Raw genomic sequence first — 14,839 nt, forward strand, 5'->3', positions numbered from 1 at the left:
ATCGAACCAGCTTTACCAGTATTTTTACCAGCAAAAGGGTATGGCTTCGCGTGTTTTTTGGTGAACGAGGGCGAACCTGAAGAAGGGGATAACCAATTGATAAAAAGCAAAAAAGCAGACGTCAGTGAACGTCTGCTTTCTTTAATTTGGCTCCTCTGACTGGACTCGAACCAGTGACATACGGATTAACAGTCCGCCGTTCTACCGACTGAACTACAGAGGAATCGTGTGAACGGGGCGCATAATAACGGCGTGTGCCGCGCATGTCAAAGGCGTAAACCACAAAATTGCACTGTTCGGTGAGAGAATGTGCAATCTGCCGATATTTTTGGCAAATACCGGTGTTTTATCGTGTTCTGACATCGCTAGAGTGTATTCACCGGCGCTTTTTGTTTGTCGGAAAAGGCATATAACGGCCCTTTTCCTGACAGCGTGAATAGAGATACCGTCGTGAAGGAGAGAGCGATGCCGCCTAAAATCAGGTAAGTGCCATGAAAACCGATACTGTCATACATATTGCCGGCAAAGACGGACATGAAAATGATTGATATCTGTTTAAAGAAGCAGAAACACACCAGGTAAATCGTCGCGGAAAAGCGGACTTCAAAGACCGTTGTGATGTATTTGAAGCAGCCGACAATCAGGAAAGGCACTTCGAACATGTGCAGCATTTTCAGCACAATCACTTCCAGCACTGAACTGGCAAAGGCAGAGCCAATGATACGTGCGGACATAATTGTCCCGGCGATGAGCAGGGCGTTTTTACCGCCGATACGGTTCACAATCAGCGGCGCAAAAAACATGATGCTGGCATTGAGCAATTCACCCAGCGTGGTGACATAGCCAAATACTCTCGTCCCTTCCTGCCGGGTCTCGAAAAACGAGGTGAAGAAGTTGGCAAACTGCTGATCGAAGACATCATAGGTGCACGACACGCCGACGACATAGAGGGTCAGGAACCAGATCTTGCGTTCTTTTAACAGCTCGGCCGCCATTTTCAGGCTAAAGGGTTTCTGATTGGAGCCAACCTGATCGGCAACGATAGCGCTGGAAGAGACCTCCGGCTTCGCCAACAGTAGTAGGATGGCGAGAATGACGGCACACGCGGAACCAAGCCAGAAAACAAACTGGTTATTGATGGTAAACATAATTCCGACGATAGACGCACAGAGCGCCCAGCCGAGGCAGCCGAACAGGCGTGCACGGCCAAATTCAAACTGGCTGCGACGGCTGACTTTCTCGATATAGGCTTCAATGGCCGGTGCGCCGCCGTTGTTGATAAAGCCCAGATAAATTCCGCCGACGATAGAGCCTAAAACGATATTGTATTTTAGCAACGGGCCAAAAACATAAATAAAGAACGGGGCAAAAAACACGAGCATGATGGTAATAATCCACAGCAGGTGTTTTCTCAATCCTAATTTATCGGATAGCAAGCCAAATATAGGTTGAAATAGCAGGGCAAAAAAGGAAATACAGGCGAAGATAATTCCCGTATCACTTTTACTTATTTGGTTGATATCGTGAAGCCAAATTGGAAAGAACGGAAAATAAGCCCCCATGATGAAGAAGTAGAAAAAGAAAAACAGGCCGAATATCCAGAAATTCTTATTATGTAGGTAGTACATGTTGTCTTCTCCGATATGCATAATATCCGCAACGTTTATTTTGACGGCGGATATATACTTGCTGGACACAACCAGGATGGAAAGAGGAGGTATACCCGCTCTCTTTCATTGTTTTTTAATACTGTTTTTTCATATCAATACGGTTGGTGATGTTGAAGAGCGACGTGATAGTGATAATGTGTCGCCGTGAGTAAATCATCGCGATGAACGCTAGGGCTCCAGGAATCATCGCCGCCAATTCCCATATGGAAGCCATCCAGATTGAGCCAAACGCCTTTTTCCTTTTCTAATAAATGATGGTGAGTACACGTCATTAACTGGGTTAACCCATAGCGGCTTAACCCAAAGTGGAAATGTCCAGTGATTGTCCATTTGCCGTACATCAGCGCTCGAGTGTTGCAACGCAGGCCGTTTTCTGACGGGAAAATGTAGGGCGTATGAAGGTCATCCAGCGGCAGGCTCCAGTGTCCATGCTGTGCAGCCAGCTGTCGGTCTGGGTAATTCTCATGTGGCCCAAGTCCGACCCAACTGACCTGAGGGGCGACGTCGGCGAGCTGACAGCTCAAGCCTACTCTGGCTAATGACGGCAGCGCGGTGGCAACATCAACGTCGACATCAACGGTCATCACGCCATGCGCATCGATCCGCCAGCACTTTTTACTTCGTAGCAGGATTTGTCCGGCATGGCTGAATATGTGCTCGGTAGTAACCTGCACGGCATCGTCGAGTTGATCAGCCTGAATGGCCACACACTGCGTCTGTAATTGATAAAGCCCGGCGGATTTCCAGCGTTCGGCCCAGGCACGCGGATCGATGCGATCCACCTCGCTGATACCGATGTCGTTATCCAGCGGTGCCCGAACAAACTGATCTTGCAACGGAGTTAACAGCGCTGGCGTGTCGGCTGTCCACCACTGTTCAAGCCAGCCGCTCTGGCGGTTAAAGCGCCAGTGTTGTTCGCCCTGAACGATATCGAAGTACGCATCGGACGATCGCAAAACGGGAGGTTTCTTCTGCCCGGAACAGGAAGCATCGGGAAGATGAAGTGGTACAGGAAGCTGCCATTGATCCCAGGCGCAGCGGTGGTTTGCCTCTGACCAGGCGGTGGCTTTGGGCTGTACGACTTCAACATTGAGCCAAAGCTCCCCTGAACGTTCAACGGCGGGAAGCGCCTCCAGCAGCGTGAGAGCCAGGGTGGCCTGCGGCGCGAGTGTCAGCGGCAGCGAACCTTCTGCGAGCGTTTTATCGCCCAGCGTGATGCTCCAGTTCAACTGCTCATTGTCCGTATGGCGAAACAGGTATTCGCTAGTGACGCGCAGCTCACACGGGGACTCAGCCTGCCAGGTGAATTGAATAGGCTGCTGTGCCCGTTGGGCTTCATATAGGCTGGGATGTGGCGTGCGATCGGGAAAAAGCAGGCCATCCAGACAGAACTGGCGATCGTTAGGCGCGTCGCCAAAATCTCCGCCGTACGCCCAGTAGGGATTGCCTTGTTCGTCGTAGCGGGTCAGTGCCTGATCGACCCAGTCCCAGATGAATCCACCCTGTAACCGAGGATATTGTCGGAATGCCTGCCAGTAACGAGCGAATCCCCCGAGGCTGTTGCCCATCGCGTGAGCGTACTCGCAAAGGATGAGCGGCCGATGTTCGTCTGGCATACTGATCCATTTTGTGATCGACCATTTGGGCACACTGGGGAAGGGTTGATCCTCATCAACGCGTGCATACATGGGGCACACAATGTCGGTTGCACGGCTATTCGCGCCGCCGCCTTCATAATGTACGGGGCGAGTCGGATCGTGGCGTTTTATCCATTGGTAGAGCGCATCATGGTTTGCACCGTAGCCGGATTCGTTCCCCAATGACCAAATAATGATGCAGGGATGATTGCGGTCACGCTGCACCATCCTCGACACACGCTCGCTGTAAGCGGGTAACCAGACGGGATCGTCAGACAGCCGATTCATCGGTTGCATGCCGTGCGTCTCAATGTTCGCTTCATCCACCACATACAGGCCGTAGCGATCGCACAACCGATACCAGAGCGGATGGTTGGGATAATGTGAGCAACGCACCGCGTTAAAATTATGCTGCTTCATCAGCATAATATCGCGCCGCATCGTGTCTTCATCCATAACCTGGCCGTGCTGCGGGTGATGTTCATGGCGGTTAACGCCGCGGATCAGCAGCGGTTGACCGTTCAGCAACAGCAGGCCGCTGCGGATTTCCACTTTTCTGAAACCGACATCATAGGCTTCCGCTTCGACCAGCCCGCCCTCCGATGTTTCCAATGAGATGACAGCACGATAGAGGTGTGGCAGTTCGGCGCTCCACAGGTCAGGCTGTGGCACGTCAATACGGAGAAAAGCCTTATCGTGGTAGGCACCGCGTTCATCGACAATATTGCTGCCGAACGCCTGTCGTGTGTCGCCGATGAGTTTATTACCACGCCAAAGCTGTGCACGGACGCGGTGGCTTTTGGATTCAACGTCGGTGAGCGTTGCCCTAACTTGCACCTCCAGCGTACCGTGGCGGAAATCGGCACTCAGCGGCGTAGTCAGTTGGATATCGCTGAGGTGAACGGTCGGTTTATGCAGAAGCGTGACGTCGCGGAAAATACCGCTCATACGCCACATGTCCTGATCTTCCAGGTAGCTGCCGTCAGACCAGCGTAACACCATGACGGCCAGCCGATTCTCTCCGGTCGTCAGATAGCGGCCAATATCAAACTCTGCAGGCAGGCGGCTATCCTGCGAATAGCCTACCCAATGACCGTTACACCAGAGATAAAACGCGGAGTTCACGCCATCAAAGATAATCCGGGTTTGTCCGCTGCTGAGCCAGTCATGATTGACCTTAAAAGTGAGCGAGTAACAACCGGTGGATTGTCCTCCGGCACATAAGGTGGGGTGACCGGAATCGGGTATTTTACATTGGTATAAATCGGAGCGTCATAGCCCTGTAACTGCCAGTTCGAAGGAACGGGAATGGTATCGGAACCAGGTAGATCCCGCTGTAACCAGCTTTCCGGCACGGCTTCCGGGCGAGTGAAATAACTAAACACCCATTCACCATTCAGGCGGCGCAGCCGCTGAGATGGTTCATCTTGCTGTGCGGCAGCCACGCTGCGCCAGCTGTTAAACGGCGGATGTGCAGGAAGCCTCTGGTAGTGAGTACAGGTTGGGTTTTCCCAATCGCGTCGGGAAAGGATTTCTTGCAACGTGACGCGATGGCGTATTGGATGCGGCAAAACGGTATCGCTCATGATGGCTTGGCTCCTGAACGTTTTGAGGCTGTCATTGTGATGGGGCTTTAAATTGTTATCCGTTCACAATTTGTGTTGCTCATAACATATCGACTCGTCAGGGCGAGTAAAGTGGCGCGTGACAATAAAGTGGAAGCGATCACAAAGATCGTTTGTAAAAAGAATGAGAGAACATCGAATCTGGAAAGCGCTACGCAACAATTCAATAAGGGGTGACAAATAACTTATTGTTTACCATGTTATTTGTTAGGGTTTTGGCACTGGGGTGAAAAAGGTACTGTGGTGTAAAGGGTTACAAATGGTGTAAAGGGTTACAGCCTCTGGAGCTGGCGTGTAATGTCCAGCAGATTTTTGGTGAGTTCTTGCAGGGAAGCATGTGTCGATGAATGTACAGCGGTGCTATGGCGTACGATCAGTTCGGTGGGTAACAGTAGTGACGTACTCTGGGTAGGGTCGCGCAGCGTAGTGAGCAAGCGGGTGACGCCTTCTTTACCTAAGAGCCTGAAATCCTGGCGAATGGTTGTCAGTGGCGGAGTGTAATATGCGCTGTCCTGAGTATCGTCAAAACCGATCACCGACATCTGTTCCGGCACGCGAAGGCCATACTCATGCAGCGCGCGCAGAACGCCAAGTGCCATTTGATCGTTCGCTACAACAATGGCGGATACGCGCAAAGATTGCCCCAGCAGTGCCAGCGTCTGGTGGTAACCGGAAGCGGCGCTCCAGTCGCCATGCAGTACTGAAGCGGGAGAAAGTTGCTGTTTTTCCAGCTCGGCTAGCCAGCCTTCATAACGCAGTCGGGCGGAAATCGAGGTCATTGGCCCCGTCAGCAGGGCGATATGCTGGTGCCCCAGTTGCACGAGATGTGTGATAGCCAAGCGTGCGCCGTGATCGGGATCGAACATGACGTTGAGTATGTCGGTATGCGGATCGGCATCCATAAACAGGACGGGCGTATCGGCACAGGTCTGGTTAATGTGTGCGACATCATCCGACGAGAGTGGGACATTGACGATAACCCCGCTGACCCGCTGAGAAAGCAGGTCGTTAACCGCGTTATTGCAGGTGTTGACATCCGGGCTGCTCAGCATGGACATCACGATGTTGATACCTAACTGACTGGCGGTACTTTTGATCGCCGCGGCAATTTGGGAAGGCGCGTGCAGTGAAAGATCGGAGGTAACGAGCCCCAGCGTGGTGATGGTTTTCCCTGCCAGTTGCTGTGCGACGCGGTTAGGCGTGTAGTTAAGCGCCGCCATCGCCTCTTCTACTTTAGTGCGAGTGCGAGATGAAACATGAGGTGCCTGATTCAGCACGCGGGAAACTGTCTGATAGGAAACCCCGGCATACTCGGCGACATCATTTAGTGTTATGGGTTTCTGTTTCATAGCGGCTATTCCGAGCGTGATTACATGCGTGAAAGAGCATCATCATAACAAATCGCGTGGGTAATCCGTAACAGGCGTATGTATTCCGGCGCAATCAAAGAAGGCCAAAGGGAAACTGACGTTTGTAGGCGTTTTTAGATGTTTGTAAAAAGTAAAACCGGGAACAAGGGTTCCCGGTTTGTAGTGGATAGCTACCCGATGTTTACTGCTCGGACAGTACAAACATGCCGTAAGGGTGAATTTGCAGATAGTAACTGTCGCCCGGATTCGGCTGAAGTTGGGTCGCGTTAACCTGCAACAGCATCGACTGTCCGTGCCAGTCTACCTGCACTTCGTACTGCGGCCCCATGTAGGCGACCTGCGTGATCGTGCAGCGCTGGCTTTCTTCGCCTTGATGGCTGAGTGTAATGGCTTCCGGGCGAATACCGACGGTCGATTCGCTTAATCCGGCGGCAAAACCCTGCGGACGCGGAATGAGATAGCCATAGATGTTCACGCTGTCTGCCGTGAAGGTGGCAGGGAAGATATTGGCATCTCCCATAAAGCTGGCCATGAAGCGGGAAGCCGGCTGGCGGTAGAGCTCCTGCGGCGCGCCCAACTGCATGATTTTGCCTTTGTTCATGACCAGAACCATGTCCGACACCGCAAAGGCTTCGCTCTGATCGTGCGTCACATACAGCGAGGTGATATTGAACTGCTGCTGAAGCTCGCGGATTTTCTCGCGCATACTGCGGCGCAGGTTAGCGTCGAGGTTACTCAGCGGCTCATCGAACAGCAGGACTTTCGGTTTGAGGATCAGCGCTCGCGCCAGCGCGACACGCTGCTGCTGTCCGCCGGAAATCTGGTCGACGTAGCGATCTTCAAACCCTTCCAGATCGACCAGCGCCAGCGCTTCTTTTACGCGTTGATTGATTTCCGCCTTCGGGCGACCGAGCATTTTCAGCCCGTAACCAATGTTTTCCCCTAGCGACATGTGTGGGAAGAGGGCGTAAGACTGGAACACCATGCAGATATCGCGCTGCTGAATGGAGCGCTCGGTGACGTCTTCGCCATCGATAAAAATTTGTCCTTCCGTCGGTTTTTCCAAACCGGCAACTGCACGGAGCACCGTGGTTTTACCGCAGCCAGACGGCCCCAGCAGCGTGACCATTTTTCCCTGTGGGATCGCCAGATTCAAATCATCAATGACGGTGTTGTTGCCGAAACGTTTAGTGACGTGCTTCAGTTCAACAAAGTTTTTTTCAGTATTCAAAGTAATCACTCCGCTTAGTCACTATTCTTGGCTTTTGAGCGGGAAACCCGCGCTTCACCGACCAGATAATTGAACAGGAAAATAATGGCCAGCATGACCACAATCAGGATGGAACCGTAGGCAATCGCCATACCGTATTCACCGTCTTCCACACGGTTAAGAATGTAAGACGTGGCGACGCGGGTATCTGGCGTAACCAGGAAGATAATGGCGCTGACGGTGGTAATAGCGCGCACGAAGCTGTAAATCAGCGCGGACAAAATGGCCGGACGCAACAGCGGGAGCAGAATATAGAACACCGTACGCATCGAACCCGCTCGCAGACTGAGCGACGCCTCATCGAGCGATTTATCCAACTGTCCCAGTCCGGCGATACCGGCACGGATACCAACCGGTACGTTACGCATCACCATCGACATGATGACGATCACCGCCGTTCCCGTTAGGTAAACTGGCGCACTGTTAAAGGCCAGAATATAAGACACACCGGCAACGGTGCCCGGCACCGCAAAGCACAGCATGGTGGTGAACTCGATGGCTTTCTTGCCGTAGAATTGCTGGCGTACCACGATGTAGGCGATAAGCAGTCCGAACAGTGCCGTAATTGGGGCGGCGATGCCCGCGAACAGCAGCGTATCCAGCAGGGAAGGCCAGGCGCCGTCACTAAAGCCTTGTCCGAACAGCTTGCTGAAGTTATCCAGCGTCAGGGTGTAATCCACGCCCCAGTTAACGGTAAAGCTGCCGTAGAAAATGCTGCCGTACAGCAGGACGTTAAAGGCAATCCAGACATAGAGCAGGATGCTGACGATCCACACCAGAGAAACGGGTAGCGGCTGCACATCACCCCGGTAAGATTTACCGGAAATCGTGACGTAGGAGCGTTTACCGATCCACAGATATTGCACGCAGAACACCGCCAGTGAGAACAGTAGCAGGATAACGCCGAGCGTACTGGCTGACTGATAATCCAGCTGCGCGCCGGTGATGTAGAAGTAAATCTGGGTGGCGAGTACGTCGAAGTTACCGCCCAGCACCAGTGGGTTACTGAAGTCGGCCAGCGACTGGACGATCACGATCAGGAACGAGTTAGCGAGCGCCGGTTTCAGCAACGGCAGGAAAACCCGCTGAAAGGTTTGATAACGGTTAGCACGCAGGGTGTACGACGCTTCTTCCAGCGACGGATGAATCGTCTTCATCGCGCCTTCCAGAATCATAAACGACATGGGCGTGAAGGCGAGCACCTGCGCCAGCCAGATGCCGGTAAAACCGTACAGCCAGTTGGTGTTCGTCAGTCCGAACCAATCCACCATCAGCTCGGTCATGTAACCGGAGCGGCCCATCATCAGCGTCACGCCTAACCCGACGACAAACGGCGGCGTAACGATAGGCAGAATGGAGAAAATACGGCCGATAATCGCGGATCGGCGGGCGATGCGCGAGGTGTAGATCGCCAGCACCATACCGAAAAAAGTACAGCCGATACCGACGGCAACCGACAGCAGGAATGAGTTCCAGATCACGCGTAAAATGTGCGTCTGACCCAGAATCTGCATAAACGCCAGCGGCGCGAATTCACCGCTGTCGTTGGTGAACATGGGAATAAAAATGGCGATGCTGGGGTAAAGAATAAACACGCCAATCAGCGCGATGATGCTGATGAGCGAGCCGATGACGAAGCGATCGCCACCCAGCCAGTCAAGCCTAGAGAGCGCCAGCGTAATAATCGCACTCAGCGCGACAAACAACGCGATGGTGCCATAGCCCATTCCGCGACCTTCAACTGTGGCACTGATGACCACGAAAAGGGCACAGAACAACGCGTAAGCCGCATCAAAACGGTGGCGACCGCGTTGTTCCCGGCCGGGCGTAAACAGCGGACGCGCCAGCAGTCCCAACGGGAGCAAGAACCAAAGCAGGCTGATATTCAGGTTCGACCAGCTGTAAGCGGCCAGCAGTTCATCGCGTGAGGCATCCAGCAGGCCGTAATCCAGGCTCCACGCTGGCAGCAGCAAAAATGTTGCTGCAATCAGCGCCAGCCACAGGAATATAGGATCCCGCTTAGGCGTCGGTGAAAGCGTTCGTGTGTGTGACATAAGGTTCCCTGGTGCTTTATAGCGTTGTTTTATAAGATTGAATCGTCACAGGTATTGGTTGGTGAATAATATTGAGTAATGGCTAATCAGCGATGCTGAGAACACGGCGTTAAGCGAAATATGAGCAAGCTGCCGCCGTGTTCCCGTTGTTTTTGTCATCAATAAAGGTCAATGAATCAAGGGCAATGAATCGAGATTATTGGCCCATTTTGACTTCGTTAACCCACTTGGAAATCAGCTCTTTACGCACGTCTGCCGCGCCGTATTTGTCCATGTCGTAGTTGATCAGTTTCAGATCCTGCAACTTCAGCGACAGTGGAGAGGCTTCGGCGGTGGTGTTGGTCAGAATCTGGTAGGACTGACCTTTCTTCCAGGAGAGCTCCTGTGCTTCTTTCGACAGCGCCCAGTCAACGAACAGCTTGGCGTTATCCATATTGCGCGCGCCTTTCAGTATGCTGACGCCGCCAATTTCATAACCGGTACCTTCACAGGGGGAGATCAGCGTCAGCGGGGCGCCTTTCTCTTTTTCCAGTGAGTAGTCATGCAGGAAGCCGATGCCGATAGCGGTTTCGCCACGTGCGGCGTTGCGTGCCGGGGCAATACCCGATTTGGTGTACTGCGATACGTTGGCATTCAGTTTTTTCAGGTAATCAAAGGCCTGATCCTGACCCCAAAGCTGGGAGAAGGTCGCCAGTGCGGTATAGGCCGTACCGGAGCTTTGTGGATCGGCAATCTGGATTTCGCCTTTGTAGACTGGGTTGGTCAGATCTTTCCAGCACTGTGGTACTGGCAGGTTTTTCTCTTTCAGGCGATCGGTGTTGACGCCAAAGCCGAGGATGCCGACGTAAACGGCAGATGAGTAGTTGCCTTTACGTTTAGCGGGATCGCGGAACTGCGGCATGATCTGATCGAGGTTTTTAGACTGGTAGGGTTCCAGTAGATCCATTTCGCCCGCTTGGGACTGCGGATCCAGCGTGCCGCCGTACCAGACGTCAGCCTGCGGGTTTTTCTTCTCCGCATCGACTTTCGCCAGCGTACTGCCGGAACCGTTGCGGATAAAGGAGGTTTTAACGTCGTATTTTTCACCGAAGGCCTTGGCTTCTTCCTCACAGAAGGCGTTGGTGGCGCTACAATAAATCACTAAGCGCCCTTCAGCACGTGCGGTGCTGGTGGTAACGGCAGCAACGGTCAGTCCAGCGGCGATGAGGGTAGTTAAGGTACTTAGTTTCATGATGTTTTCCTTAGTATATCCCCGTCATACTTCAAGTTGCATGTGCGTTGGCAATACTCGGCTCATCTCTGAGCCTCGCCCTCACGGGCCACCGCAAGCGGCGTTCAAATCGGCTAGCCGATTTGTCCTCGCTCACCCCAGTCACTTACCTGAGTAAGCCCCTGGGGATTCGCTGTGTTGCCGCCTTCCTGAAACTCGAATTATTTAGGGTATAATTATCGATTGTTATCGCTATTTTGATGTCATCAAACGTTCCCGGCGGCTGACACCTGCCATCAGCAGCGGCATCAATAACAGCCCGATGCAGGCTGAAGCCAACGCCAGCAGAGTAAAAAATCCCGACCATCCGTAGTGTTGCAGCACCTGTGCCAGCGGCCAGCCCGCCAGCGCCGCCCCCAGATAGGCAAACAACGCCAGAAAACCCGTCACCGTACCTGCGGCATCCTTATGGCTGTATTCCGTCGCAGCCAGGCCGATCAACATTTGTGGTCCAAAAACAAAAAAACCGATACTGAAGAAACAGGCTGCGAGCAGCGAATAGTGGTGAATCGGTGCCAGCCACAGCGCAGTCATGGTTAAAAACAGCCCAAGTGCAAACAGCAAAATCATCGGTGCGCGCTGACCACGGAACAGCAGGTCTGACCCCCAACCGGCAAACAGCGCTCCCAGCAATCCACCCAGTTCAAACAGCGACAGCGTGGCGTTCGCGCTCAGCAGGTTGAAACCGTGGCTCTCCGACAGCCAAATGTTCCCCCAGTCATTCAGTGCGATACGAATCAGGTACACCAGAATGTAGGAGAACCCGAGCAGCCAGATGGTACGGTTACGCAGAATCGCATCGCGCAGAATCTGGCGCATCGGCATCGTCGGACTCTGCTGCTCCTGACGAATCTCCAGCGCATCGCGTCGCCACTGGCCGACACTGGGCAAACCCTGTTGCTGCGGCTTGTCGCACAGTTGCCAACACAACCACAGCCCAATCACAATGCCGATGATGCCCGGCACTAGCAGCGCTGCCTGCCATCCCCATTCGGAGGCCAGATAGCCTGCGAGCAGAGGAACCGCAGCGCCGCCAATATTGATCGACGTATTCCAGCATCCCCACCAGAGACCGCGCTCATTGCGCGAATACCAACTGCTCAGCAGCCTGGCGCAAGGGGGCCAACCCCAGCCCTGAAAGAACCCGTTCAGCGCCCAGACAATCAGTAACCCCGTAAGCGACTGGCAGTACATGAACAGAATGTTCAGCACCCCGGTAATCATCAGCCCGACGCCCATAAACCAGCGCACCTGACTGCGATCGCACACGATGCCGGAAATAAACTTGGACGCGCCGTAACAGAGATAAAACAGCGTTCCCAGCAGACCGATATCGCCTTTGCTTAACCCTAATTCCAACTGCATCACTGGCATGACAAAGTTGATGCTTTTACGCGTCAGGTAAAACGTGGCGTACCCGATGACCATGGAAATCAGCAACCGCGGCCGCCAGTAGCGATAGCGCTGGCTGATTTGTGTGGGTGAAAGCTGTCCCGTTGAAACCTGTCCCGTAGAAAACATGGGTGCCTGCATGGGGTTCTCCGTCGCGTTGAGAGAAGAGTAGGGGGATGCGAATTAAAAAGGATGAGACAAGGTTTTAGGTGACTAGGAATAATTCCTAGCTAATCGTCTTTTTGTTTAAATTTTGTGGGCAGGTTAACAATTATGTGTGTGCCGTGCGGAATGGCGGATTCGCCGCTGGCTGCGGCCTTCACCAGCCAGTGGCCGCCCAGCGCCTGAACGCGTTCCTCGATGCCCCGCAGGCCGAAGCCGCTGCTTGTGGGGTTTGACCTGTCTTTTTGTGCAATGCCCACGCCATTATCAATGACGTCAAGTGTAATCAGATTATCCTGCTGAGAAAGCCGAACCGTAATCTGCGTGGCGCTGGCGTGTTTATTGATGTTATTCAGCAGTTCCTGCACCAGTCGGTAAAGGGTGAAAACCACTACGTCATCGTGCGGAGGAGTGGGAAGCTGATAATCCAGTTGAAACTGGATGCCGCGTGCCGCGAAGGCGAATTCATCCGCCAGATGATGCAGCGCTTTATCCAGCACCATCTCATCCAGCACTGGCGGGCGCAGTTGGCGCAAAAGCTGGCGCGTGGTGTGGTGGATGCGACGCGACAGCTCGCTGATTTGTGCGGCAGCATGCTGGGCTGCGTCGGCAGGCGCGCTGTGTTTTACCAGCATGGCCTGAATCTGGATGGCAGTGATGTTTTGGCCGATATCGTCGTGCAGTTCGCGTGCGATATCTTTGCGCACAGCCTCTTCGGTATGGATGATACGCTCCATGAGTCGCCGCCGGGTTTTCAGCTCCTGTTCCAACTGCTGACGATAGCGTTGAAGCCGCTGTGCCAACTGTTGCTGGCGGCTGATGGCGATCCCCAACCCAATGCCGATCAGCGCCTGCGTGGAGAGAAAAAGCTCCAACTCGCGCAGATCGTCGAAAGCGCCGCTCACCTGACGGGTGACGGCAATCATCAGGCTGCCAAGTACGGCGGAGAGCACGCCGCCTTGCCAGCCGAATTTATATGCCATGACCACATTAGGCAGAAAAACGCAGATCAGCAGCAGGCGTTCCATCTCGGGTGTGAATGCCATTTGCAGGCAAACGCCGATAGAAAAAAACAGCGAGCACCAAATCAGCAGCGAGGTACGCAGCGGCGGATCGGGGATCTCTTGTGCCAACAGCGTCTGCAAGTGCTGCTGCTTGATGTATTCGTACAGCAGGTAGATAAACGGGATCAGCAGGATGCCGCCAGTAAACGTGGCCAACAGTGTCTGCGTCAGCGGCGAATGTAACCAGGGGCCAATGGCGATGCCGTGCAGAATGGTGTTGAGCGTCAGCGCTGCCAGTAACAGCAGGAGACGTTGCCAATAAAGCGTATAGCGATGCCAGATTTTATGCGTGACGATGGCTGGGACTAGGCTGAGGAAGGGAGAAAGCAGTAGCAGCGAACGCATCATAAGCTGTTCACTGACCAGCCAGCTCTGAATGGCAATTTCCGAAAGTAGCAAGGTCGGCCAGTATTTGCGCGGCAGCAAAATCATCAGCGCCAGCCGTAACCCTTGTGGTAACAGCAGCAGTGCCTGTTGGCCGTTGTTGCTCAAATAGAAGCTGATAGTCCACAGCGCCAGCCAGGTCAGACTATAGAAAAAGGCCAGAAACAGCGTCATACCGATGACGTGCAGGCGGCGCATAGTTTATTTCCCGGCCAGAAGTTGGTGCTGTAGTGCAAAGTGCACCAGTTCTACCGTGGATTCACACTGCAATTTGCTGAGAATGTTGGCGCGGTGCACGTGGACGGTTTTATGGCTGAGTTCGAGCTGTTCAGCGATGCTTTTCACACTAATCCCGTTGATCAGCAGGCTGAATATTTCCCGCTCGCGTGGGGTCAGTGCCAGCAGCTCCTTCGGTGGCTGCTGCTGGTGGCGGATGGCGTGCAAGGCATCAGCACACAGGTAAATGCCGCCGCTGCTGACCACGCGAACCGCCTGCACTAACTCTTCCGGGCCGCAGCGCTTTGTGAGATAGCCGCCCGCCCCTGCGTCCAGCGCGCTTTGTACAAATGCGGTGGTATCGTAAATGCTCAGAATAATGGCGCGAAACTGAGGGCGCTGCTGACGCAGGCGGGTTAATAACGACAGGCCGCTTTCATCCGGCATGGCGATATCAATGACGGCGACGTCAATCGGCTGTTTGAGTAGATGCGGCCATGCCTGTGCCGCCGAGGCATATTGTCCAACGACCTCAATGTCAGTCTCTAATGCCAGAAGCTGTGCAAAGCCAGACCGTACAACGATGTGATCATCAACCAAAGCCACATTAATCATGGTTTCGCCGTGTGAATTCAAAGTCATCAAAATGTCATAATGCGGGGGAATCAAGAGGTGAGCAATAGCAGATAATTAAAATGGAATCGGCTTAACACATTCACCACACT

General features: G+C 53.4%; 8 protein-coding genes, 1 tRNA gene and 1 pseudogene. All 10 read right to left on the reverse strand.

Annotation, left to right across the window (positions count from 1 at the left end; genetic code table 11):
* Positions 1 to 147: 147 nt before the first annotated feature.
* Positions 148 to 223 (reverse strand) — tRNA-Asn (locus O1Q74_RS07925).
* Positions 224 to 365: 142 nt separating this feature from the next.
* Complete coding sequence (locus O1Q74_RS07930) at positions 366 to 1,628, reverse strand: MFS transporter (RefSeq protein ID WP_271877797.1); 1,263 nt, start codon at positions 1,626 to 1,628, stop codon at positions 366 to 368.
* A gap of 134 nt (positions 1,629 to 1,762) precedes the next feature.
* Positions 1,763 to 4,893 (reverse strand): annotated as a pseudogene (locus tag O1Q74_RS07935) (beta-galactosidase).
* 311 nt (positions 4,894 to 5,204) lie between these two features.
* Positions 5,205 to 6,281: a LacI family DNA-binding transcriptional regulator gene (locus O1Q74_RS07940; protein WP_271877798.1), complete on the reverse strand. Its 1,077-nt coding sequence runs from the start codon at positions 6,279 to 6,281 to the stop codon at positions 5,205 to 5,207.
* A gap of 202 nt (positions 6,282 to 6,483) precedes the next feature.
* Positions 6,484 to 7,542, reverse strand: a complete 1,059-nt coding sequence (gene fbpC / locus O1Q74_RS07945) for a ferric ABC transporter ATP-binding protein (protein ID WP_181829482.1) — start codon at positions 7,540 to 7,542, stop codon at positions 6,484 to 6,486.
* A 5-nt stretch (positions 7,543 to 7,547) separates the two neighbouring features.
* On the reverse strand, positions 7,548 to 9,626 hold the full coding sequence (locus O1Q74_RS07950; RefSeq protein WP_271877799.1) for an ABC transporter permease: 2,079 nt from the start codon (positions 9,624 to 9,626) through the stop codon (positions 7,548 to 7,550).
* 196 nt (positions 9,627 to 9,822) lie between these two features.
* On the reverse strand, positions 9,823 to 10,857 hold the full coding sequence (locus O1Q74_RS07955; protein ID WP_271877800.1) for an ABC transporter substrate-binding protein: 1,035 nt from the start codon (positions 10,855 to 10,857) through the stop codon (positions 9,823 to 9,825).
* Positions 10,858 to 11,088: 231 nt separating this feature from the next.
* Positions 11,089 to 12,429: an MFS transporter family glucose-6-phosphate receptor UhpC gene (gene uhpC / locus O1Q74_RS07960; RefSeq protein ID WP_271877801.1), complete on the reverse strand. Its 1,341-nt coding sequence runs from the start codon at positions 12,427 to 12,429 to the stop codon at positions 11,089 to 11,091.
* Between the two features lie 89 nt (positions 12,430 to 12,518).
* Positions 12,519 to 14,096: an MASE1 domain-containing sensor histidine kinase gene (locus O1Q74_RS07965; protein ID WP_271877802.1), complete on the reverse strand. Its 1,578-nt coding sequence runs from the start codon at positions 14,094 to 14,096 to the stop codon at positions 12,519 to 12,521.
* A 3-nt stretch (positions 14,097 to 14,099) separates the two neighbouring features.
* Positions 14,100 to 14,729 (reverse strand): response regulator transcription factor, encoded by a 630-nt coding sequence (locus O1Q74_RS07970; RefSeq protein WP_271878819.1) that lies wholly within the window; start codon positions 14,727 to 14,729, stop codon positions 14,100 to 14,102.
* Between the last annotated feature and the right edge of the window lie 110 nt (positions 14,730 to 14,839).

It is taken from the genome of Pectobacterium sp. A5351 (assembly GCF_028335745.1).
Lineage (GTDB): Bacteria > Pseudomonadota > Gammaproteobacteria > Enterobacterales > Enterobacteriaceae > Pectobacterium.